Origin of the sequence: Arthrobacter sp. zg-Y238 (genome assembly GCF_024385525.1) — a bacterium.
Taxonomy (GTDB): domain Bacteria; phylum Actinomycetota; class Actinomycetes; order Actinomycetales; family Micrococcaceae; genus Arthrobacter_B; species Arthrobacter_B jinronghuae.
The window spans coordinates 496,961-519,659 of record NZ_JANFLU010000011.1; the positions used below are offsets into that span (position 1 = coordinate 496,961).

Here is a 22,699-nt window from a genome sequence, read left to right on the forward strand (position 1 = left end):
CTGGCGTTGTGGGGGGCGTGGGCTGGTTGATGGAAAGTGTTTCACTTGTCGCCGGGCTAATCGGACGCAAAGAGCTAGTTGAAGATCTGTGTTCGGCCCTTGCTGCCGGCGGAGCCGGAGCAGTCATCCTCGGTCAGCCCGGTGCCGGGAAAACTGCGGTGCTCAACGCCGTCGCTGACCGTCTGCGGGCTGACTTCCACATAATTCCGGTCCGCGGTACAGCCATCGCCGCCGAGACTCCGTACGGAGCCCTGGCCTACCTCGTAAGCAGCCTGCCCGAAGGCGCGGACCAGGATCCGCTTCAGCTGCTGCAGGAACTCGGCCGCTCCTTTGAGTCCGAAGCGCAGGAAAAGCCCGTGCTGGTCACGGTGGACAACGCGGACCGGTTGGATCGATTTTCCATCATGGTGCTGTCCCAGTTGCTTCGGCGGGGAAAGATTGCCGTGCTGGCGGCTGCTTCTCAGTCGATGGACGCAAACCATGAGCTGGTGGGCCTGTGGAGCGAAGGCCTGCTGGAACGGGTCGACCTTGAACTGCTCACAGAGCGGCAAACCCGCCTGTTGATGCAGGAGTTGCTCGGAGGTCCCGTATCGTCTCTTGCCGCAGCCACAATGTGGCAGGAAACAGCGGGCAGCCCCCGGCTCATCCGGCTCATGACAGGTGCACAGGTGCGGTCCGGAACCTTGGTGCGCCGGGAAAGCATATGGGTCCGCACAGCCCCCTTTGTCCGCACCGGCGAGGTCAGTGAGGTTTTCGACACCGTGCTGGACCTGCTGGGCGCCCACGAACGCCGGCTGGTGGAGGTCCTGGCCCTGTGTGTCAGCCTGCCGTTATCCAGAGTCCTGGAACTGGTACCGGCAGCTGCCGTAGAGACACTCGAAGAGCAGCAGGTTATCTCTGTTGGCGGCGACCCGCCTTCCGTGAGGCTCGGCGGTGGAACTCCGGGCTCAGTGATAGCGGCGAGTATGGCGCCCGGCCGGAGGCGGGAACTGTGGGAGGACGTGGCAGTCCGGATTGACCCCACGGACATGGACGGCGAGGAACTGACCGCTTTCCTGGGCTGGGCCCTGTCCTGCGGTGAGGAGGTGCGTCCGGCGGACGCCCTCCGCGCCGCGCGTGTGGCCAACGACCGTGCGGATGGAGCGGCCGCTCTGCGGTTTGTCCGGTCAGTGCCCTCGAAGGCCGCCAGCCAGGAGATGCTTCTTGAAGAGGTCCGCGCCCTGCTCAGTGTGGGGCATCTCGACAAAGCACTGCGTGTTTTCCGCGACGCAGAGCCCCGCTTGGCATCGGAGCAGCGCTCCAGCTTTGTGCCGTTGATGCTGCTTTACAGCTATCTCCTGGCCCGTGTTCCCGGATCAGGAGATCCCCAACGGGCCCTTGCCGCAATTGAGGAGTCATGCCCGGCAGAGTGGGATTCACCGGAATTGGAGGCGGCGCTGGTCATTGCCCGCAGCGCACTGGCTGCGGACGGAGGCCGGCTTGCGTCGGTCCCGGACCGTCTCACGAGCCTGGCGGGGGACCGGAAACTGGGGCAGGCCACTCGGATGCAGGCAGCGGCGTTGTCCGCCCATGTCCTCGCCCTGGCCGGGCGGACCGGAGAAGCACTGCACATCCTGGACTCGCTGGGGCAGCCGGAGAACTACGCGCTCAATGCCGGAAACGCCGGGGAAGTCTGCACCCGAATATTCGATACCTATGTCCTTTCGGGTGAGCTGGACCGGGCTGCTAAATTCGTTCGGGCCTTCGACCAGGCCGGGGTCCGGCCCTCCTATCAGGGCAGCGCAGGCGAACTGGCTGTGGCCGTCCTGGCGGCCTGGCAAGGGCAGGAGAAAAGGAGCCGGGATGCGCTGACCGGCGCTATCGGGCAGCTCCGCGTCCACGACCCGCAGGACATGCTTCCCCTTGCCCGAACCCTCACTGCCTATATCCATCGCGAGCAGCGCCCGGAAGCCGCCGAGATGCTTCGGCAGGCTCGCGCCGGCAGGCAATATTACGGCTACTTCCGGGGGTTCCTCCTCCGCTATTTCGCGATCCTGTCCGAAGATGCCGACGACGGAATCCGCTGCGGGCGTCTGCGAGGAGAAGCTGCGTCCGCCCATGCAGCAGGGTACGCGGCACCGGCACTGCTGTTCCTGTCGGCAGCTGTTCGGGCCGGTGACAAGGACGCCGCCTCCGATGTCATTAGGGTGTCCAAGGACGTGAGCGGAAGGTTCAGCGGGCTGATGGCTGACTTCGCTGCCGGGTTGCTCAACGATGATCCTGCCCGTTTGGTCGCCGCGGCAAAGGAATTCCTTGACTGCGGTCAGTACCTGCTGTCCCGGGATGCCGCCCGGGCGGCTGAGCACCGCATGGCCAACTGCACCGCAGGTGAGCGGAAAATTCTGGCACGAGCGGCTCGTGAAGTGGCAAATGCAAGCATGCGCCGTATGCAGCATTCCGGTGACCGCGCAGAAACACTGGCAAAACTGAGCGAATTCGAGGCAGATCTTGCGCGTCGGGCGGTTACGCTGGCCACTACCACGCAGATAGCCGGGGATCTGAACCTGTCTCCCCGGACCATCGAGTGGCACCTGGGAAAGATTTTCGCGAAGCTCCACGTCTCCGGCCGCATTGAGCTGTCCGAGATCCTGGCCTAGGGACCGACGGGGGGGGATGGGATGCACGGGTTGAACGCGCGGTCGCTGACGGGCAGGGATATCGTCCTTGCCTCCGTGCTCGAGAGCCTGCGCCGTCCCGCTGGACACGGTGCCGCCGTCGCGGCGGAAGCCGGACTGGGCAAAACTGCCATAGCAACGGCAGCCGCCCAGGAAATGCAGGCGGAGATGCCCGTCTACTGGGTGTACTCCAGTCCCGCCCTGAAGACCGTGCCGTACGGTGCACTGGCTGCGCTCCTGCCTGACCTCGCGCCACGGCAGACGGGGTCTGCCCTGGCGGTGATGCGTGCTTTGATGGCTCGCATTATTGCCCAGGCGCCAGAGGGCGGAGCGCCCGCAGGCCGGCCGGGCCGGGCACCGTTGGTGGTTGTCGACGATGCGCACGACATTGACGGCCCCAGTCTCGATCTACTCGCCCAGCTCCTTGACGCCCGTCACATCAGGCTGCTCGTCCTGACCCGGACCTTCCAGGACATTTCAGACGTGCTTCCGCACATGTGGGACGGGCAGGTAACCCGCCACCAGCTCCTGCCGCTGGACGAACGGGAGGTCCTTCAGCTGTGCCAGCAGGAGCTCCAGGGCCAGGTCAGCATCACTGCCGCAGTTGAGCTGGCCCGCCTCACCGGTGGAAATCCCATGTACCTGCTCGCATTGCTCGATGAGGCGGTGCGCACCGGTTTCCTGGTCCAGCGGCAGGGCATCTGGGCAACGACAGACAGCGAGACGCCCGTCGGAGGACGCGTGGGAGACCTCGTCAAAGCCCAGATCCGGGGTCTGGACCCGGCCGACCGTACGGCGCTGGAGGTCATTTCACTTGCTGAACCGCTGCCGCTGCGGCTCGCCTTCCGGTTGGGACTGCACGCCTCAGTGGACCGTCTGGCGAACGTCCTCCTGGTGAGGGTTTCCGGCGCGTCCGACGCCGGACAGGTTGTGCGTCCGCTGCACCCGATCTATGGAGAAGTTGTCCGGGGGATGGTTCCGGCTGCCCGCAGTGCGCGCCTGCACAAACAGCTGCAGGCCGTGCTGGCAGGCGTCGACCTGGGGGAGGAAGGGCAGCTCCACCTTGTCTCATGGTCCTTGGCGCTCGGAGCACAGGTTCCGGAGCAGGAGCTGCTGTATGCCGCGGAAACGGCAAACAACCGATCCGATCCCCGGCTGGCACTGAGGGCTGCCGCTGCTGCAGGAAGAGGGGCGCTGCGCATACCGGCACGCATCCAGGAGGCGCGCGCACTGCTGCTGCTCGGTAAAGCAGGCCAGGCAACGGCAACGTTGGAAGGGACACTCGAGCAGGCAGCAGATCTGCGCACCGTGAAGCAGGCAATGATGGTGCACGTCCAGCTGGCGCAGCAGTCCACATTCGGGAGCGGCTGGGAGGTTCCCCTGGCCAGGCAGTGGAACCGGGCAATAGACCGCTTGTCCGGGAGCCAGCCGGCGGAAGCGGTTGAATCGGCCCGCTGCGGGGCACAGACGCTCCGTCTCCTGTCCCGGGTTTGGGCGGGTGAATACGCCCAAGCGGAACTGGAACTGGCTGAGGTACTCCGCAAGGCACGTGAAAGCGCCGACGTTGAAGCAATCCTGTTTGCCGAAGCGATGACGGCCGAGGTCCAAGTTGCGACAGGGCGGGCGCAAACCGCGCTTAAGCACAGCACGGCCGCCATGGATCTGTTACCGGAAGCCACTGCCGGTTCACGGCTCTTCGGCCCGTTTGTCCTCCACCGGCATCTCACCGTGCTGCTCTGGCTTGGGGACTGGGAACAGCTGCAGCGGTCCGTTGCCTCCGCGGATTCGCCGGTTCAACGCACGCTGTTGCATTCCGGCGGAGTCGCGGATTTTGCGATGGGCCTGGGCCATCTGCGTTCCAACGACCTGCACGAGGCCGTGAAAGACTTTTCCGCTGCAGTGGAAGCAGCAACCCGCAATGATCCCGAAGGGATCCTTCCGTTGGCCCTGGCATTGGCTTCCTTTGCCGCCGCGAGCCTTGGCCAGCGGGAAGCAGCCGGGCGGCTGCTTGCCGCCGCTGGAAGGACTCCGCCGCGGGGACCGGAACAATACCGGCTTCTGGCCGAGGGAATTCTCGCCGGGGGTCGGTTCGCACTGGACTCCGACGGCTCGTACATTCAAAAGCTGCGCGACACGGCGGCTGCTGCCCAGGAGCGCTCCTTCACGGCGGTGGAATTCACCCTGCGCACCCTGTCCCTGCGGCTGGGGGACCTTTCCGAGGCCGGCCGACTGCTGAAGGTGACAGAGGGATTCGAAGGACCGCAGGCTCTTGTGCTGAACCGGGCGACCCGGGCCCTCGTCGACCAGGACAGCGCGGCGTTGGTGGCACTGGCCTCGGACCCGGAGCCGGAACTTGACCTGCAGCTGGCCCGGCAATGCCTGCTCGAAGCCCAGCGGCTGGCCCGCAGGAACAACGACCGCGCCTTATTGAATCGAATCCATCGGCTGACGGGACGGCACGGCGGTGGGAACCGCGGCATGCTTCCGGAGTTGACCCGGCGGGAGCGCGACGTCGCTGCCCTGGTCGCCGCCGGACAGCGCAACGCGGAAATCGCCAGAACGCTGAATCTCTCCGTCCGTACTGTCGAAGGGCATATCTACCGGACGTACGAAAAACTGGGGATCAGCCGGCGGGAAGAACTGAGGGAACGGTTTCCCCTGCTCGACCGCCCCTCCGGAGGCTGGAACCGGCCTGCTGAGGCCGAGTAATTTCCGCCGGGAACACCAGTAGGTTTTACTCGGGCGCTGCCATTCCGGGGTTCGTAGCCTTGTGCATGTTACTCAAGGTCAACCTGGTTACGGCAGCGGGCTTCCACCCGGTTCTGCCGCACCGGTACCTCGGGTCCCACATACGGAGCCGGCGGCGTCGATGCCCTCTGAGACCGGGGCGTCCCCCCAGCCGCCGTCGGCTCCTTCCCGGGTGCAATCCATGCACCCGCAGCAAGACCCCCGCAGTTTGGGCGAGACGCCAGGTCTGTACGACGCCGGTGAAGGAGCCGTTCGATGGAACTTGCCGGACGCAGCCGGACTCCCAGCGGCAGCCGGGACCCCGGAAGGAAAACCGGCACCCACCTCAGCGAACCCGTGCTGGCACAGGTGAAAAACACGGTGGCAGGAGCCCTCGAAGCATTGTCCGAGGACCGGAGCGTGGTGGTGACGGGGGCAGCGGGAACAGGTAAGTCCACCGCAATGGCCGGCATCCTGGCCGGCCTCGGCGACCGCTATTCGGTGCTGCAGCTGCGCGGCGCGGCTTCATGGGCCGGAAAGCCTTTCGCCGGGCTGTTCTGGCTGCTCAGTGAGCTGCCGCCTGAGACGCTGTCCAACCCGGTTTACGTGCTCCAGTATCTCCGGCGGGTCTTGAAAGACAAGGCAGCCGGACGTCGTCTTGTTCTTGCAATCGAAAACGTGGAGGACATGGACGAGGCAACCGTCGCTGTTCTTCTCCAACTGTGCAGGACAGGCAGTGCCCTGATGCTGGCAACCGTCCGCGATCTCTCCGCCTGCACCGGCGAGTTTGTCCGATGGTGGTCGGAAGAGTCAGTGCACAGGGAAGGCCTGGAGCCGTTGCGTTCCGGCGGAACCCGGGTGTTGCTGGAAGGACTGGCCGGGGGAAGGGTTTCCAACCGGCTGGTGGTCCAGGTGCAGGCCCGGAGCCGGGGCAACCCGCTGCTTTCTGCCCTGTTCCTACGGGAACAGATGGACGCCGGGACAGTGGTCCGCCGGCGGGGAACATGGGTATGGACGGGGTCGGTGTCATATTCGGGCGCTCTGGCCGAGCGGATGGAGGCGGAGACCGGCGGGCTGTCCACCGCGGAACGGTTCGCTGCGGACGTGCTCGCGGTCTGCGGTGCCCTGCCCGTTCTTTTGCTGCTGCAGGTTGCCGATCCACCGGCTGTGGAACGGCTTGAACAGGATCTGCTGGTCTCCTCCGGATCGGCCGGTACCCTTCGGTTCAAGGATCCGCTGCTCGCCGAGGCCGCGGCAGCACTGGTCCCGCCGGGCCGCGCCGCAGAGATCCGGTCCCGGCTTGCCGCGGTCCAGAGCCGGCAGACGGCCGAATACACCCGGAACCCCCCGCATGCTGCGGACATAGCTGCTGTACGGGCAGCAGTGCAGGAAGCAGGGGACTTGTCCCGCTGCGGCCGGTGGACGGAAGCCAGTGCAGCGGCACGGACCGGACTGGAGCTTGCGGACAGGTACGGAATAACCGGTCGCCAGCGGCGGGACCTTCTCTCGGAGCTGTTCTGTGTGTTCCTGCGCTGCGGTGAGCTGCGCCATGCTGCCGATGTGCTGGCACAAACAGACAAGGCAGCCGAGGGAATGGAGCTTCGAGGAGGCAATGATCTGTGCGAGGGCATTGTGCAGGTCCTGGGCGGCCGCGCTGACCGTGCCCTGGACTCCCTGCAGCGGGCGCTGGCGCAGTTTGAGGAAGAAGGAACAGGGGACTTGGTTCCCCTGGCCGGAACGGCTGCGGCTTATGCATGCGTCCTGCTTGACGACGGCGATGCTGCCCGCAGCTACCTTTCGGCGGCCGGCCCCGGCACCCGGCAGCGCAGGGACGGTGCCAATGCTTCTTCCACGGACGCCGGCGCACGGAGCTCCGACTGGGAAACCGCCCTTACCCGGAGCTTTTCCGAGTTGTGCGCCGTTCACGGGGTATCGGTCCCCGGGGACAACGGGGGGTTTACTGCAGCCGTCCCCAGCGGCACCCCCCAGGACCTTCCAACGTCCATGCTGGTGTTGACCGCTGCGGCTCTGCACGGCAGGCCCGGGGCAGCGGAGGAACTGCGGGAGGCAGCGGCCGGCTGCAGCGGGGATTCCGCGCAGATGTACCTGGAGCTGGCCGAGGGGCTCACGGCGCGCCGTCCTGCCAGCCTGCTCAGGGCAGCGGAAAGGGCACACAGCTTGGGCCAGTACCTTACGGCATACGGGGCAGCCGGCGGGGCGGTCCGGCTGGCACGCGAGCAGTCGGACCGCGCGCGGCTGCGTGCTGCGCGGCGACTCGAGAACGCCAGTTACCGCTTGCTGCGGGCGGCAAACTCGGTGGCCGACCGGTTACCGGAATTGTCGGACTTTGAGCGGGAGCTGGCACTCGGGGCTGCAGCAGGGAAGAGCAGTTCGCAGCTGGCGGGTGGCCTGCACCTCTCACCACGGACAGTGGACTGGCACCTCGGCCGCATCTTTCAGAAACTACGCGTTTCGGGGCGGGCAGAACTGAGGGAGTGCCTCGAGGCGGAGCGCCCACGTAGCTGATGAGGCGCGTTTTTCCCCTGTCGACGGCGTTGTTGGCGGCGTTGCAGGTGGTTGGTACGGAGAAACCACGTAGACACGGGCCGTCCCGGCACTTCATTTCCAAGTAACCCAGGTGGTCTAACTAGGGAGCGCTACTCGTGTAGCGCAGATGCTCCCTTTCTACTCTGGTGCATGGCAGCAGGGCCTTCAGTCCTGCGGAACCCGCACGCCGACGGCGCCTGGGTGCGCCAGCTCCGTTGCCGAACCTGTTCCAGAACCGCTTGTACGTGAACCGAAAAACGTTAGCCGACAGAAAACGGGTCTCAAAGTGCAGCTTCATGATGATCAACCAGCCTTTCCCCGTCTAACCGCCGCAGACACACCAGATGCCGCAGCGGGCACAGAGGCCCGACAGCAGGCCCAGCCCGTCGTCGTCGGCCGCGAACAGGTGCTGCAAGAAATACTGCGGAGCCTGTCCGGGGGTACACAGGGAACCGGCTGCCTGCTTGTGGGGGAGGCCGGTATCGGCAAGACCGCCGTGATGCAGCACGTGCTCCGCAACCTGCAGGAAGACACGTACATCGTGCAGGTGCGCGGTTCGGAGTTTGCGGGGAGAACACCGTTTGGTGCACTGACGTTCCTGCTCTCGGACCTGGACCCGGAGCTTTCCAACCATCCGGTGATGATCCTGCGCGGGCTCACGCAGCTGGTGTCGGAACGTTCCGGAGGGCGGCCCGTTCTCCTGTCCGTGGACAACGCGGAGGAGCTGGACGAGTTTTCAGCCATGGTGCTTACCCAGATGGTGCTGAACCGCAGCGCCGGGATGCTCGTGGCGTTCCGGGATTTCAGTTCGGCCCCGGCGGAATTTGCCGGACTGTGGCGGGACGGCATCCTGGAGCGGGTGGATCTTGAGCCGTTGAGCGTACCCGAAACAGCTGCCTACCTCGGTGCGCTGCTGGGCGGGACGGTCTCGCGGGCTGCAGCAGCCGCCGTCCACGACCACGCCGGAGGCAACCCGCATCTGCTGGCGCTGGCGAGAACAGACTTTCAGGATGCGGGCCGGTTGAAACTGCATAACGGAAGCTGGATCCTTGCCCCCGGCGAAGAAATCCAGGGAGGTCGGGTCGCTTCCGCAGTCATGGGCAACCTCGCCGACCTGCCGCCCGCCCAGATCAAACTGCTCCAGTTGCTGTCGATGGCACAGTCGCTCCCGCTGCCCGTGGTCCTTGCCCGGTTGGACAACGCGGATCTGGACTCGCTGCAGGAAAAGGGAATCGTGACCCTCGCTGCCGGTCCCGTTGTTGACGTGCTGATCTCCAGTCCCGTAGTGGCACGGTCCGTGCGGGCCGGCCTGACCCCGGCGCGGCAGCGGCAGCTCTTTGAGGAACTTGCGCCGGCGCTGAACACCGGGCTGGTCCTGGATCCGCTCGTCCTGGCCCGCTGGCTGAGTGCCATCGGTGAAGAGCCGGCCTTGGAGCTGGTGCTCCGGGCTTCGCGTCTTGCCACTGCCTCGGGGCAGCCGGAGACCGCTGTCCGGTTGCTTTCGGCGGTCATCGACGGTGAGGAAAGCGCAGGGACCGTCGTCGAACTCGCACGTGCACGCACAGCACAGGGCGAATACGGAGCAGCAATGGGAGTGCTTGCGCGCTTCCGCGGCAGCGAATCGGTGCCGTCCGTGCAGGACCGGATCCGGCTGCTGCTCGCTGAGGGCAAGGTGATGTGTATTGAGGCCACCGGACTGCGCGATCCCCGCTCCGCGGACGTCCCCGCGGAGCCGGCCCGGATGCGGCATACGGATCTCTTCGAGCAGGCGGAACGGGAAATTGCAGACCTCGGCGACGGGAACGGCGGAGATACCGCCGATCTGGTCCGGGAACTTGCTTTGGCCCGAGCCGAATGCCACTCCGCCCACGGCCGGTTCCTGGCCAACGCCACCTATCTGGCTGACCTGGACATGCCCGACGCGGGCTTCAGGATACTGCGGGCTACCTGGCAGGCCGAGGCGTGGAGCATGAGCAACCGCCAGGATGACGCCGTCGAGCAGGCGGGAAAGGTGGAGCGGCTCCTCCAAGGAGCTGAACTCACTGCCGGTACCCGTGCCCGCGTGGTCAGCAGGCTGCTGCACACCTACGCGCTCACCGGGGCGCTGCCCGCCTGCCAGCGGTTGCTTGAGCGGTCTGCTGCCGAGGGCATGGAGGGCACGTACGCGGAATTGGCTGAAGGATTGCTCCATGCCTTCGCCGGCAGGCCGGAACCGGCGCTCGCCGCACTGACCCCCGGGGTCAACCAACTGACGGTTAGCGGACCCGCGGCGTTCCTTCCGCTCGCTGCTGCCGCGGCAGCGTACTGCCACGCCGTGGAGGGGCGGAGTGAGGAGGCGCGCCGGTACCTGCAGGTGCAGCGTTCGGCGGCTGACGGCGGCCCCTGGACGGTTCGCCGCGGTGCCCGGCACTTCGCCGCCCTGACCGAAGCAGCGCTGGGATCGGAGACCGGGAGTTCCCGCTTTGCCTCCCTCGCGGCGCAGGACCACAGGCGGGGGGCCTACGCCTATGAACTGTTGGCCCGGTTGACCGCCATGCGGCTGGGCGACGAGGAAAGCCTGGATGACGTCCTTTCCGTTGCGGCCAACCAGGAAGGGGACTTCGCGGCCTTGTGCGAGCTTTATGCCAAGGGGCTGGGCAACGGGGACTCCCAGGTACTGCTGCGGGCGTCGGAGACAGCCGCCGGGATCGGGCATGTCCTGCTGGCCCGGGAAATCTCGGAACATGCCCTGAGCATCGCCTCGGGAGCCGGGGACCGCGCCACGGTCCGCTTTATCCACCGCAGCCGCCGAGTGGCAGCTCCCGATTCTCCGGCCGAAGCGGCCGACGAATTTCTTGGCGCACTTACTGCCAGGGAACGCTCCATTGCGCGGAAGGCCGTGGCGGGCACCAGCAACAAAAAGATCGCAGAGGAACTGGGCATCTCGGTCCGGACGGTAGAAGGACATCTGTATCAGGTGTACTCCAAACTCCATGTGGGAAGCCGGCGGGAGCTGGCCCGAACTATTGCCGAGCAGTCAGGGGCGAAGAAATGACGCACTGGGGACAGGGCCGCCAACTGTTCGGCCGCGAACGTGAACTCGCAGAAGTGACCAGCCGGCTCTTGGACCCGGGACTGCGCGGCGTGGTCCTGCTGGGAGCCGAGGGGATCGGCAAGTCCTCCCTCGCCGAGCTGGCGGCTGAGCGCCTCAGCTCCATCATGGTTCCGTATTATGTCTGCGGTTCCCCGGTGCTGTCCCGGATGCAGTACGGCATCCTGTCCACTTACCTGGGTTCGGCCACGGCTTCCGAAATGGAGTCCCCGCTCGCGGTCCTGCGGACGGTGCGGGCGCATTTCCAGCGCCTGACGGAAACCAGCGGGATGCAGACCCTGCTGGTGGTGGACAATGCCCAGCACATAGACGAAGCCAGCGCGCACCTGCTTACCCAGCTGGCCATGTCCGGAGAACTGCGCCTGATGGTCATCTCCCGTGCCCGGGCACCGAGGATCCATGAGTTGCTCTCACTGGCCCGGGACGGTCTGCTGGCCCGCGTGGACCTGGGGCCCCTGTCCCGGCACGCCGTCCACGAGTTCTGCGTCAGCGTCCTGGGAGGCCCGGTGCTCCAAGCCTCCAGCACGCTGTTGAGCCGGATGTCCGGCGGCAACCCCCTGTACGTGAAGGAACTGTTGAGCCGGGCCCAGCGGCAGCAGCGGCTCCTGGAAATGAACGGTGCCTGGTATCTGGGGAAAGAGCCCGACAGCTGCGACACCTCCCTGGTGGATCTGGTTAAGGGCATGCTGGCTTCGCGCAATCCCGCAGAACGCAATGTCCTGGAGACGGTCGCGCTCGCCGAACGGCTGCCGCGGTCCGTTCTGTCGGCGGTGTCCGACGACGAGGCCGTCCGCGCGCTCTTGATCGACGGGATCCTGGGAATCCTGCCGGACCGGGATGAATCCGTGTACCTGGTGCAGCCGCTGCACGAGCAGATCATCCGCAGCCTGGTTCCGGCCGCCCGCAGCGCCGAGATCCGCGCCCGGATCCTGGGGCGTTACGAGCCAGGATCGCTGCTGGACACGGTGCAACCGGCTGGCTTTGATACCCCGCTTAGGTATGCGGAGTGGGCCCTCGACTGCGGCGAACGGCTTTCCCCTGAGGAGTTGCTGGCGGCGGCGCGTGCGGCAAACGGAATGGGGGACGCAGCACGCGGCCAGCGTTTCGCTGCTGCCGTTCACCTGCCGGCCTTCCGGAAGGCGGCAGAAGTGGAGCTCGCAGTTTCCTGTGCCAAACAGGGAAGCTACGCACGGGCTCGAACCCATCTGGAAGCACTCAAGACGGGTCCGGGCGAGATCGGCACCTGGGATCAGCGGAGCCTGCAGCGGGCAGCCTTCACAAGTGCGCTGATGCTCCGCCAGAGCAACGCGGACGCCGAGGAATTGAATGCCCTGGCGCAACGCTGGACTGACGTGGCAACCGGGGCGGCCGTCAGGGAGGTGGCTTCCGCCGGTACGCCGCCCGGCGTTTCCGCGGGGGCGGGAATGCTCGAGGCTGCCGCACTCGTGTTGAAGGGGGACTACGCCGAAGCCCGCACGCGGCTGGCCGCCATCGCAGGCGACGAGGAAGAACCGCAGTCGGCCGACGACGTCGAGCGGGCCCTGGTCATCCACGGACTTTATGCGGAAGTGCTGGGGGCGTGCGGCGAGGTGGGACCGGCGCTGCAGCAGGCGCAGGCCGCCGCGAACATCCTCGCGGACAGCGCCGGACGGTTCCGGAGCTATTCCGGGTTCGTTTTTGTGCGCCATGCCTTCGCCCTGCTCCACGGCGGCCGGTTTACCCAACTGGAACAGCTGATCGCCAAGATGCACACCGGACCCCAGCACCTGCTGACTTTGCTGGGAGGAACCATGGGCGTTTTCGAGGCTGCCCTCGAAATCCACCGGGGGCGTTTGCAGGAAGGACTGCAGCGGCTGCGGCCGGCCGTGGAAGCGCTCCGCGAACACGATCCCGAACTGATGCTTCCCTACGCCCTCGGCCTGGCCGGCTACGCTTCGACGGTCGTCGGAGACGGAACTCCTGCCGCCGGGTTCGGCACTCAGGTGTCCGCCGCCGGCTACCCAGGTCCCCGGCATTTGTGGCTTACCGCCCAGGCGTACGCGGCGGCTGCTGAAGCCTCCCAGTCCACCGAGGGGCCCACCTCCGGCCGACTGGCGGTGCTTGCCGCTGAGGCCCGGGCGGCCGGGCTGCGCAGCAGCGAAAAGGACATCCTGGAACTGTGCCTTGCCGTGGGGGACCTCACCCAGGTGGGACGTCTGGCCGAGCTGACGGCGGACTTCGAGGGCGCAGAAGCGCAGGCCCTGCACACCTATGCTGCGGCGGTTGCCTCCGGCAACCCTGACCGCATGGTTGCCGCCGCCGAGGACGCGATCGGAGCACAGAAGTACCTGGTGGCTGTGGAGAGCATCGGCCACGCCATCCGCTTCTACGGCAACCACGGAAACCTGCGCCGGCAGCGCGCGCTTATCCAGCAGCTGCGGCGGCGACGGGAGGAACTGGCGGGAGTGACCGTCTCGTACCTGAGCCCCTCGCTGCACCTCGTCCGCCTTACCCGACGCGAACACGAGATTGTGGCCCTGTTGCTGTCCGGGGCAACCACCAAGGACATTGCCGGCCACTTCACGCTGTCCCAACGGACCGTGGAGGGGCATGTATACCGGATTTACGTCAAGCTGGGGATCAGCCGGCGGGCGGATCTGGAATCTGCCTACCGTGCACTGGAACCGGGCCCCCGCAGCAGTTCCCTGCTCTAGCGGCTGCTGTCCGGGCAGCGGGCAATACCGGGGGCCGGAATTACCGTCGGTTAGGCGGAACGCCGCGGCCCAAGAGTTTCATCTCCCAAACTGGGTAGTTGGCTGTACATGGCACAAGTTTGTGGCCCATGGCTGGGTATCCGGTACTCGTGCCAACTGAATTCCCAGCTCCTAGGCTTGGCCCGATCCAGTATCAAACAGGTCTTTTTCGGGTGGTTCACGGGGGACGAATGATGACGGCGGTACAAGAACCAGCGGCTGAGGTCCGGCAGGCTCCGGGCTACACCTTTCCGAGCTTCACCACCCAGGGGATCTTTGGCAGGGCCGGGCAACCCACAGCAGCTGCGTGGAGACGGCGGTACCGCCGTATCCTCGCGGCCTCCGATGCCGTCGTGGTGTCCGTTGCCGTACTGGCCGGATACCTCTGGCGGTTCGGCCCCGAACCAGCCGGTGCGCGGGTGGGGCCGTTCACGTACCTGTGGGTCTCCCTTTTTATCAGCGCGGCTTGGATGTTTGCGCTGCATATCTACCGCAGCCGGGATGCGAGGATCACCGGCATCGGCACTGACGAATACAAGCGCGTCGTCAATGCGACAGTCACCCTGGCGGGAAGCCTGGCGTTCACGGCCGTGGTCTTCGATGTGGACATCGCCCGGGGTTACTTCGGCTTCGTCCTGCCTGCGGGCGCCGCCGGGTTGATCAGTAGCCGCTGGTTGCTGCGGAGATGGCTCTGGGCCCAGCGGCGGCAGGGGGATTATCTCTCGAAGGTGGTGGTGCTGGGACGGGCACGGGACGTGCGATACGTGGTGCACCAGATTGCCCGGAAGTCCGCGTACCAAGTTGTGGGAGTGGCGCTGACCGGGAAGCCGCGCAGTTTCTTCGAGGTGGACGGTGAATCGCTGCCGGTGGTTTCGGACGAGCGGTCAGTGGTCGACGCCGTCCGCCGCGTGGGTGCCGATGCCGTCATTGTTGCGGGCCCTACCAAGGGCGGCAGCCAATACGTCCAGGAACTGGGGTGGGAGTTGGAAGAATCGGCAACCGAACTGATCCTGACAACGGGCCTGACCAATGTCGCCGGCCCTCGGATCCATTCCCGCCCCGTCGAGGGCCTGCCCCTGATGCATGTGGAACTGCCGCAGTACTCCGGGGCGCGGCACGCCGTCAAACGGATTTTCGATATTGCCGTCTCGGGTGTTGCACTCGTTCTTCTGCTCCCGTTTATGGTGCTGCTCGGCATGCTGGTCACACGCGACAGTCCCGGCCCGGCCCTGTTCCGGCAGGAACGGGTGGGACGCGGAGGACGCAAATTCCTGATGCTGAAGTTCCGTTCCATGGTGGAAACGGCCGAGGATGATCTGGCCGGCCTCTTGGACCGCAATGAAGGCGCCGGGCTGATGTTCAAGATCCGTGCAGACCCCAGGGTCACGAAAGTGGGTGCCTGGATGCGTCGTTACTCCCTGGACGAGCTGCCGCAGTTCTGGAATGTCCTCATCGGGGACATGTCGCTGGTGGGCCCTCGGCCGCCCCTGCAGCGCGAGGTGGACGGCTACCCCAGCCGGGTGCACCGCCGCCTCTATATCAAGCCCGGCATCACGGGCATGTGGCAGACCAACGGCCGCTCTGACCTTAGCTGGCAGGACAGTGTGCGCCTGGACCTCTATTACGTCGAGAACTGGTCCCTGACAGGGGACCTGATCATCCTCTGGCGCACCGTGGTCCAGATGTTCAAGCCGCTTGGATCCTACTAACCCGCGTCCTACGAAGGAGAAACCATGGGCATTCGAATAGGCTATGCCGCCGGCGCGTTTGACCTGTTCCACGTAGGCCACCTCAACATCCTTCGTCAGGCCCGCACGCATTGCGACGTCCTCGTCGCGGGTGCCGTCTCGGACGAACTCTGCCTGGCCACCAAAGGCCGGCTCCCCGTGGTTCCCCTGAACGAACGCATGGAGATACTGCGGCACATCGACCTGGTGGACAGGGTTGTCAGCGAGACGTCGCCGGACCGCCTGCGGGTCTGGCAGGAAGTGGGATTCAATGTCTTCTTCAAGGGAGACGACTGGAAGGACACCGCAAAGGGCAGGGCCATTGAGCGCAGCTTCGCCGCCGTCGGCGTGGAAGTGGTGTATTTCCCCTATACGGTCCACACCTCGAGCACGGTGCTGCGGCGGGCACTTGAAGTACTGTCCACCGGTCAGCGGGGGAGTTCCCAGACCCTGACGTAGTCGATTTCGAAGGGAGCCCGATCCACGGTGACCGAGGGATCAACCGGATCCGGATAGCCCCAATACTTCGAGCCGTACTGAAGGTTCAAGCGCATGTGGAACTTCGCTCCCGTTCCAAACGCAACGTCGTAGGCCGGATAATCCTCCCGAAGGACCTTCTTATAGAGCAGTCCGTCGATGTACCAGGCCATGCCCGTGGGCGTCCATTCGAAGGCCCAGACATGGAACTCGGTGTCCAGCCCCGGGATTGCCGGCGTCCACCCGCTGGTCTTGTTCTGTCCGGACTGGTCGAAATGCAGTGACGCCTGCGTCCGGCTGCGGGTTGAGAAACTATACGGGGAGGATGCCGCGGTCCCGTACGCCTCCATGATGTCGATTTCTCCTTCGGTGGCGCTGTTGTCGGGACGGAGCCAGAAGGCGGGCCAGATGCCTTGGGACGAGCCCGGAGGCAGCGGCAGCCTTGCACGGATTTCCCACCGGCCGAACTCCTGCGAAAAAATACCGGCGCTGTCCACATATCCCGTGACAAACGGACGGTCTTCGTTGCCTGGGATCGGCGCCTCAAGGCGCTGACCGGTGATGGTGAGCATCCCGTTTCGGACGGCCACCTGGCTACTGGCGATCAGGGCACGGTCATAGCTGAGGGAGCCGTGCGTGGACCGGTCTCGAACCGTCCACCGCTCCAGGCCCGAGTCGAACTCGTCCCGGTGGACGGGAACGCCCCACTCGGGCAGGTAAGCCTCGTCCGCGCCAAGCGCACGATCAAGGACTAAATCGCTGGTGCGGCTTTCCCGTCCGGCGTCCCCGCCAGAAGGCAGCGTAACAAGCAGGAACGCAATCAGGAACAAACCGGGTACCAGCAGCATCGTCGCCGCCCTGATCGGCGGCGGGGTCAATTTCGTTATTTCGGCCCTTAAATCCACATCGTCCCCCGCGGTGCCTATTTGTATCTATTGCGGTACTACTCGGGTAAATTCGGGGGGCGAACCGCGGCGCCCGGGTATAAAGATGAGCATCGCATTTCCAGAACGGTTATTTTTACTCGTGCGGCGCCTCCCTGCCAACTCTAGGATGAATTGTATCAACGCGCCACTGCTTCGCTGGGGGGAAACAGCATGGGTAAAAATTCATTCGTCTCGGTCATTGAATTGAGAGTTATTGTGGGGGTAATCATGCGCCGATGGCTTCTGATAGTGACAATGGCGCTGCTCTTTGGGGCGGCAGGGCTTGTCCTCGGAGCAGCCGTGCCCGTGACCTACTCAGCCGGCGCATCACTGACCGTTGCACCGCTCACTACCTCACCGTTCGCCTCCTCGGCGCCGCAGCAGGTGAACATGGCCACCGAGCGCGAAGTGATGGCCTCGAGGGAAGTTGCCCAAACTGCAGCTGAGAGCCTGGACGATGTGACTGTGGATGAGCTGATGGAACAGACTTCCGTCGCAGCACCTACGGGTTCGCAGGTCTTGAAGGTGAGTGTGCGGGATGCGGACGCGCGAACGGCTGCTGACCGGGCCAATGCACTGGCCCAGGCCTACCTTGATTTCCGAAGGGCTGGCGCCGGTGAAATCGCCGCAGGGCAGATCGAACTGCTGAATCAGCAGGTCGCGGAGTTGACGTCCGCCGATTCCCTGTCGGAAGCGGAAAGGGATGAGCTGTCCGCGCTGCACGAGCAGTTGACCGAGCTCAGCCTTGTCGGTGAAATTCCTGGCCGCGTTATTTCCTCCGCCGCCGTTCCAACTGCCCCGGCTTCCCCGGGGGTCATGGTTTACACGACGGCCGGGGTGGCGCTCGGCCTGCTCGTGGGCTGCACGCTGGCGCTGGCGGGCGCCAGGAGTAGCCGAAGGAGCACGTCCGGGGAGCGCGGTAAGCGTCATTCCGACTCCCTGCCCGCTGATGTGCGGGATGGCGGGAGAGCCGCCGGAGCACATCGCACCGGCGCGGACAGGCCTGCCGGTCCGGCCGATAATCCAGGCCGCGAAGCAACGGGCAACCGGGTCCAGGTCTAGGGCCGGCAGCGCCGGAATCTACGGGGGAGGAACGGTATGAGAATCCTATTAGTTAGTTCCGGCGGCGGGCATCTGGCCCAACTACTGCCCCTGCGTCCATGGTGGGGAAAGCAGGAGCGGCGATGGGTTTCCGTTCGGCAAAGCGAAGTGGAAAACACGTTGTCCGGCGAGAGCGTGGTCTGGGCGCACTTTCCCACCACCCGGAGCGTTCCGAATGCCTTGCGAAACCTGTTTCTTTCCTGGCCCACCCTCAGGAACTTTCGGCCCGATATCCTCGTCTCCGCGGGCGCCGGCGTCAGCGTCCCGTTCTTTATCATGGGAAGAATTCTGGGAATTCGCACCGTATATATCGAATGCTTTGATCGGATCACATTACCGACACTGAGCGGGCGGATCTGTTATCCGCTGTCTGACGTTTTTTGTATTCAGTGGGAAGAGCAGAGAGAATTTTATCCGGATGCAGTCAATATAGGGCCCCTGCTGTGAATTCCCCGGAATATCGGATTATTGTGTCCCTCGGTACTGACTATCACCGTTTTGACCGGCTGGTGCATTGGATCGACCATTGGCTCGGCCTGTTCGCGGAACCGCCGTCCTGCCTGGTGCAGCACGGTTCCAGCATCACCCCGCAGCTGGCGAAGGGCATAGACCGCATGCCCCGTTCGGAACTTCTGGACCTCTACCGGGACGCTGACCTGGTGGTGGTGCAGGGCGGTCCCGGTTCGATTCTTGATGCCAGGGAAGCGGGCCATATTCCGGTAGCTGTCCCTCGGCTACCGCAGCTTGATGAGGTGGTCGACGCGCACCAGCTCGCCTTCACCAAGGCCATGCAGGAACGGGGGGAGGCAGTAATGGCCACCCGGTTGGAAGAGTTGATCCTGCTGGGGGAGGCGGTGCTACGGAGCCCGGGACAGGCACGAACAGTGCCGCGGCCCCCTGGCGGGGCGGAAGCAGCCGGGGTACTGGGCCGGGCTGTCACCGACCTCGTTTCAACGCCGCCCCAGCGGCATACCCTCCGACGGTTGCGGCAGGTGTGGCTTCGCCGCTAGCGCAGCCAGGCCCAAAGGACGCCGCAGGGCGGCCAGCAACACGGCGTAAAGGGTGCCGCCGCACACGAGGAGAAGCAGCAGTCCGTGGAAGGTTGGACCCGTTGCCCAGCGCAGGAACCAGCCACCGAGACCGAAAACGGAAAACGCCAAAGCCGCCGGGAGCGCCACTACGTTGAGCCGCAGTCCAATACCCAGGAAGACCCGGACCTGGAAAGCGGCCAGGCCTGTGTCCACTAGGGCCGCGGAGGACCAGGCAATCACAGCTCCGTACAGGCCCAGGGCGGGAACCAGGAACAGGTTCAGAATGAGGGCCACGGCAAGGGCCGCGATTTTATTCAGGAGCTGCCAACGGCTGCGTCCGGACATCAGCAGCACGCTCTGGACTCCGCCCGCGGAAACCACCAGGAGCATGGTGGCGGCAATAACGGTGAACGCGCCGGAAGCTACGTCGAACCCCTCGCCGAAGATGCGCAGCACCGGAGCACCGAAAAGAAGGTAGACAAGGTACAGCGGCCAGGCCCCCAGGATCAGCAACCGGGTGACGGAATTGAAGAGCCGGGCAGCCGAAGCCACGTCTCCCACCGCGAGGGCCGCGCTGAGTGAGGGGCCGGAAACAATCCGTGCGGTGTGGTCCAGCATGCTTCCCAGCCTGATGCACCGGTTGACCACCCCGTAGACGCCGGCCGCTGCTGGACCGAGGAAAACCGCCACGGCCAATACATCCACCCATTCGAGCAGGATCTCCACTCCGGAGCTCGCTCCACGTGCACCGGAAAAAGACCAGAACGTGCGCCGGGACGGGGCGCCGGAACCGGTCCGTGGCTGTTGTGGTTCTGCGGAAGTACGGTGGATCCTGAGCGTGCGCCGCAGAAGCAGGGCCGCCGCAAGACAGACGATTAGCACCGGGACGGACCAAGCGGCGGAAAGGGCGCCGATGCCGGCACCTATCCCGATGGCCGCACAGAGCCCCGCCAGCCGAAGCAACGGCAGGGCCAGATTCTGGAGCGCTGCAAACCGGATGATTTCCCCGCTGCCGCGCAGCGCGCCGAACAAGACCGTCATCAGGCTGCCGATAATGATGAACGGGGCAGCGGAACGGATGCCTGCTTCGACATCGGCACCCCAGAGGTCCGCTACGGCAGGAGCCGCCACCCATAGGGCAACAGCTACTGAGGTAGCGGCAACCGCAACCGGTATCAGCGCCGTGGACAACAGGGAAGCAGCCTCATGCTCCCGGCCCATCGCCCGGCCGGCGGAGAGGAACCGCACCAGCCCGGTATCCGCACCAAACGTACACAGGGTGGTGAGGATTGCGAAGGAAGCACTGATTTGGAAAAAGACGCCTGCCCCTTCGGCGCCCAGCCTATTGCTCACCAGGAGCGTAGTGCCGAAGGCCAGAGCGGATCCCGAGAGAACCAGGAGCAGCGAAACCGTCCCCGTGCGGGCCAGTGTGCCGCCCGGGGGCCGGGCCGGACCTCCGCCCGGCTGCCCGGCGGCACTCACTCCGCCCCGTAGCGGCCGCGCAGGAGCAGTGCCAGGACCACGAACACGGCAGTCAGCTGCATAACGTCAAATCCGTAAAAGGGGACCATCACGAGCGCTGCCACTGGAACGCTGTGCAGCCACAGTCCGACGGTGGACGGCGTATGCCAGGTGCGCAGTACGGCGCCGGCCAGGAAATACAGGAACAGGCCCAATCCCACCAGACCGTAGGAGAACATCAGCATCCAGAGATACCCCTGCGTACCCAGGGAAACCCCGATGGTCTCTTCCAACTGCGGGGTGCCGTAGCCAAGCAGCGGCTGTTCCAAGGTTGCCTGCCATGTCTGCCGGTACAGGCTCAGGCGACCCGAGGTGCTGTCGCTGTACAGCTGGCGGTCGAGGATCTCCTGCAGCGAGCCAGTTGCCACGATCGTTCCGCCGGCCAGCAGCATCCCGGCAAGGCCCAGGGCTGCCGCTGCAAGCCGTCCCCGGAAGGCCAGACGGATGACCACGTAGACCACGGCGGCGCCCAGGCCCACGAGCATTCCCCGGTTGCTGGTTGCCAGCGCCGGCCAGAAGGACACCGCCATGCCCAGCACCAGCAGGGCCTTGGCGAGCGGCGATCGGACCAGGGCGACGGCGGCGCAGGCTACCGGGGTCAGGACCGCAAACATAACGCCCCAGCTGTTGGCGTAGGGAAACGGTGCTGCGGGGCGGTTGAAGGCTTCCGGGGCGCCTCCGGGGTGTTGGACCTCGGCAAGGGGAGGCAGGACCAGGTTCCGCACCAGGGGGTTTTCGAGCAGGGCATCCGGAAGAATCAGCCCCACGGGAGTGGTGAGGCGGTAGTCGGGGAAGTAGATGGCGGTGATCCCGAGAAGGACAATCGCCACCCACATCGCCAGCAGAGCGTAAACCACCTTGCGCACCGGCAGGCTATCCCGGGCATTGATGACGTACAGCAGGAAAATTCCCACTGCCAGCAGGATCCCGCTGCGCTGTCCGTAGGCCAGCAGTGAAGCTCCGGAGAGCAGGTTGATGCCGGCTGCCGCTACCCAGACCAGGAAAGCGGCCCACGGCAGGATCCCCGGGACCAGAACCGTGCCTCCGCGGGCCAGCATCAGTACAGCCATGACTCCCGCCAGGATCAACGGCATAAAGGCTGCTGCCCCCAGGGCCCACCAAAGGGGGAAGCCAACCAGCAACAGCATCAAAGGCCAGGCTGGAAGCGGTTGCCGGACCAGCTCGGCTGCCGGAGACGAAAAGTGCAGGTCCCGCCGCGTCAGCGCAGTGGCGCTCAAACCCCTCGCCCCCTCTTCTGCACAAACGCCAGGAGGGTGTCCGCGGAGACGGCACCCGTCGCCACGAGGACTGCGGCATAGGCCCGGACCTGGGCAGGATCGCGTCGCAGGGCGCTGCGGGCCCACCTCCAGGCCTCGCTCCGGTGCCCCAGCGCGGCGTGCGCAAAGGCTACCTGCCCGGCAATCCGGGCCGTCCCCGCAGCGCTGGTGGAGAACTCGGGAAACTTCCGCAGCAGATACGTCAGGCCGGCGACGAGCATCTCCCATTTTCCGGCGTACATCGAGTGTTCGCCCCAGCGCACCAGCACCAGGGGTTCCTGCACGCAGCGGACGTGACCGAAGCGGGTGGCCCGCAGGAGCAGGTCATAATCTTCCCCGTAGGAGGCGGGCAGGGTTTCGTCAACGAGCCCGATCCGTCCAGTGAGATCGGCCCGCCGGTAGAGCAGGGACGAGGAATGGACGGCGGTAACCCGCGAGCGGAGCAGGTCCCGGAATCCGACCCTGGATGGAGGGGTGCGGACGGCCATGGAGGTATCCGAAATCAGCCGAAGGCCGGCCCCGATGGCCACCGCTGCCGTGTCCTGGCTCCAGGCGGCAAGCTGGCGGCTTAGCTTGGTACGTTCCCACGCGTCGTCGTCGTCGCAGAAGCCCACATACACACCCCCGGCAGCGAGGATGCCGGTATTGCGGGCGCCGGCAAGGCCGGGGGAGCGGTGGTTGGTCATTACGGTCAGTGTCCTGCCCGGCGGGACCTGAACGTCGTCGAGCGGATTCGCGGACACTCGGTCGAAGACTACGAGGACCTCGACCTCCCCGGCGTAGTCCTGTGCCAGGGCGGCACGTACGGCGTGGCGCAGGAGGACCCGACGGTCCACCGTAGTGATCACCACGCTCACGGTCGGAGAGCTGGAGTTGTTCACGGCAGGA

The 22,699-nt window shown here is 65.5% G+C and carries 14 protein-coding genes; 10 read left to right on the forward strand and 4 right to left on the reverse strand.

The genetic code is table 11. The features are described 5' to 3' along the window. Positions 1 to 29: 29 nt before the first annotated feature. From NNX38_RS14070 to NNX38_RS14100, 7 genes are all read left to right on the forward strand, one after another. Entirely contained in the window at positions 30 to 2,636 is a 2,607-nt protein-coding gene (locus NNX38_RS14070; RefSeq protein WP_255798555.1) for an AAA family ATPase, read from the forward strand. Between the two features lie 21 nt (positions 2,637 to 2,657). Beyond that, positions 2,658 to 5,363: a helix-turn-helix transcriptional regulator gene (locus NNX38_RS14075; RefSeq protein ID WP_255798556.1), complete on the forward strand. Its 2,706-nt coding sequence runs from the start codon at positions 2,658 to 2,660 to the stop codon at positions 5,361 to 5,363. Between the two features lie 294 nt (positions 5,364 to 5,657). Next, complete coding sequence (locus tag NNX38_RS14080; RefSeq protein ID WP_255798557.1) at positions 5,658 to 7,907, forward strand: LuxR C-terminal-related transcriptional regulator; 2,250 nt, start codon at positions 5,658 to 5,660, stop codon at positions 7,905 to 7,907. Positions 7,908 to 8,214: 307 nt separating this feature from the next. Continuing rightward, a complete protein-coding gene (locus NNX38_RS14085; RefSeq protein ID WP_255798558.1) occupies positions 8,215 to 10,962 on the forward strand; it encodes a LuxR C-terminal-related transcriptional regulator in 2,748 nt (915 codons plus the stop codon). Next, positions 10,959 to 13,712, forward strand: coding sequence for an AAA family ATPase (locus tag NNX38_RS14090; protein ID WP_255798559.1), 2,754 nt, complete (start codon positions 10,959 to 10,961; stop codon positions 13,710 to 13,712). Before NNX38_RS14085 ends, NNX38_RS14090 begins: the two co-directional genes overlap by 4 nt. A 233-nt stretch (positions 13,713 to 13,945) precedes the next feature. After that, the gene (locus tag NNX38_RS14095; RefSeq protein ID WP_255798560.1) at positions 13,946 to 15,460 is read left to right on the forward strand and encodes a sugar transferase; all 1,515 of its coding nucleotides are present in this window, start codon (positions 13,946 to 13,948) and stop codon (positions 15,458 to 15,460) included. A gap of 24 nt (positions 15,461 to 15,484) precedes the next feature. Next, entirely contained in the window at positions 15,485 to 15,937 is a 453-nt protein-coding gene (locus NNX38_RS14100; RefSeq protein WP_255798561.1) for an adenylyltransferase/cytidyltransferase family protein, read from the forward strand. Here NNX38_RS14100 and NNX38_RS14105 read toward each other — a convergent pair. Continuing rightward, complete coding sequence (locus NNX38_RS14105) at positions 15,907 to 16,803, reverse strand: family 16 glycosylhydrolase (protein WP_255798562.1); 897 nt, start codon at positions 16,801 to 16,803, stop codon at positions 15,907 to 15,909. The genes NNX38_RS14100 and NNX38_RS14105 overlap by 31 nt on opposite strands. A gap of 249 nt (positions 16,804 to 17,052) precedes the next feature. On the opposite strand from NNX38_RS14105, the gene NNX38_RS14110 reads away from it, so the two are divergent. From NNX38_RS14110 to NNX38_RS14120, 3 genes are read left to right on the forward strand one after another with little or no spacing between them, the layout of a single operon-like run. Next, positions 17,053 to 17,943, forward strand: a complete 891-nt coding sequence (locus tag NNX38_RS14110) for a YveK family protein (RefSeq protein ID WP_255798563.1) — start codon at positions 17,053 to 17,055, stop codon at positions 17,941 to 17,943. Between the two features lie 36 nt (positions 17,944 to 17,979). Further along, a complete protein-coding gene (gene pssD / locus NNX38_RS14115; RefSeq protein ID WP_255798564.1) occupies positions 17,980 to 18,429 on the forward strand; it encodes a PssD/Cps14F family polysaccharide biosynthesis glycosyltransferase in 450 nt (149 codons plus the stop codon). Next, positions 18,426 to 18,992 carry a glycosyltransferase gene (locus tag NNX38_RS14120; RefSeq protein WP_255798565.1) on the forward strand — a complete coding sequence of 189 codons (567 nt, stop codon included), beginning with the start codon at positions 18,426 to 18,428 and terminating at the stop codon, positions 18,990 to 18,992. The genes pssD and NNX38_RS14120 overlap by 4 nt, the downstream gene beginning before the upstream one ends. On the opposite strand, the gene NNX38_RS14125 is transcribed toward NNX38_RS14120, so the two are convergent. From NNX38_RS14125 to NNX38_RS14135, 3 genes are read right to left on the reverse strand one after another with little or no spacing between them, the layout of a single operon-like run. Continuing rightward, positions 18,933 to 20,495 carry a polysaccharide biosynthesis C-terminal domain-containing protein gene (locus NNX38_RS14125; protein WP_255798566.1) on the reverse strand — a complete coding sequence of 521 codons (1,563 nt, stop codon included), beginning with the start codon at positions 20,493 to 20,495 and terminating at the stop codon, positions 18,933 to 18,935. The genes NNX38_RS14120 and NNX38_RS14125 overlap by 60 nt on opposite strands. Next, positions 20,492 to 21,772, reverse strand: coding sequence for an O-antigen ligase family protein (locus tag NNX38_RS14130; protein ID WP_255798567.1), 1,281 nt, complete (start codon positions 21,770 to 21,772; stop codon positions 20,492 to 20,494). The genes NNX38_RS14125 and NNX38_RS14130 overlap by 4 nt, the downstream gene beginning before the upstream one ends. Beyond that, on the reverse strand, positions 21,769 to 22,692 hold the full coding sequence (locus NNX38_RS14135; RefSeq protein WP_255798568.1) for a glycosyltransferase family 2 protein: 924 nt from the start codon (positions 22,690 to 22,692) through the stop codon (positions 21,769 to 21,771). The genes NNX38_RS14130 and NNX38_RS14135 overlap by 4 nt, the downstream gene beginning before the upstream one ends. Positions 22,693 to 22,699: the final 7 nt, after the last annotated feature.